Source organism: Pseudomonas sp. EL_65y_Pfl2_R96 (assembly GCF_963970905.1).
Classification (GTDB): domain Bacteria; phylum Pseudomonadota; class Gammaproteobacteria; order Pseudomonadales; family Pseudomonadaceae; genus Aquipseudomonas.
Window position 1 is genome coordinate 1 of record NZ_CAXAQH010000112.1, and the last position, 807, is coordinate 807.

Here is an 807-nt window from a genome sequence, read left to right on the forward strand (position 1 = left end):
CGAGGCCATCGCTGACCTGCACGCTGAACACCTCGTCATGACTCTCGCCGGCCTTCAGTGATTGCACGGCACTGGCGATACCATCGCTGCCGTTGGCCAGGGTGTAGGTCCATTGGCCGCTGCTGTCCACGGCAATCGAGCCGAAGGCGCCGGTATTGGTTCCGGCAATGCTCCAGGTGGCGGTGGCATCGTGGTCGATATCGGTCGAACTGAACTGGCCGCTGACGCTGAGGGTGGTGTCTTCCTGCACCGCGCCGGCCTCGTTGCCGGTCGCGAAACTGAGCACCGGTGCATCGTTGCTGCCGCTGACGGTGACAGTCACCAGCTGAGTCTTGACGCCGCCGAGGCCATCGCTGACCTGCACGCTGAACACCTCGTCGTGACTCTCGCCGGCCTTCAGCGACTGCACGACACTGGCGATGCCATCGCTGCCGTTGGCCAGGGTGTAGGTCCACTGGCCAGTGCTGTCGACGGCGATCGAGCCGTAGGTTCCAGTTGGCGAACCATTGATGGACCAACTGGCGGTGGCATCGTGGTCGATGTCGGTCGAGCTGAATTGGCCGCTGACGCTGAGCGTGGTGTCTTCCTGCACCGCGCCGGCCTCGTTGCCGGTCGCGAAACTGAGCACCGGTGCATCGTTGCTGCCGCTGACGGTGACGGTGACCAGCTGGGTATCCACACCGCCGAGGCCATCGCTGACCTGCACGCTGAACACCTCGTCATGACTCTCGCCGGCCTTCAGTGATTGCACGGCACTGGCGATACCATCGCTGCCGTTGGCCAGGGTGTAGGTCCATTGGCCGCTGC

The 807-nt window shown here is 64.2% G+C and carries 1 protein-coding gene; it reads right to left on the reverse strand.

The annotated features are described in order from the left end of the window. Positions 1–807, reverse strand: an 807-nt coding sequence (locus AACY49_RS29710; protein ID WP_339527750.1) for a VCBS domain-containing protein, incomplete at both ends; no start/stop codon positions are given.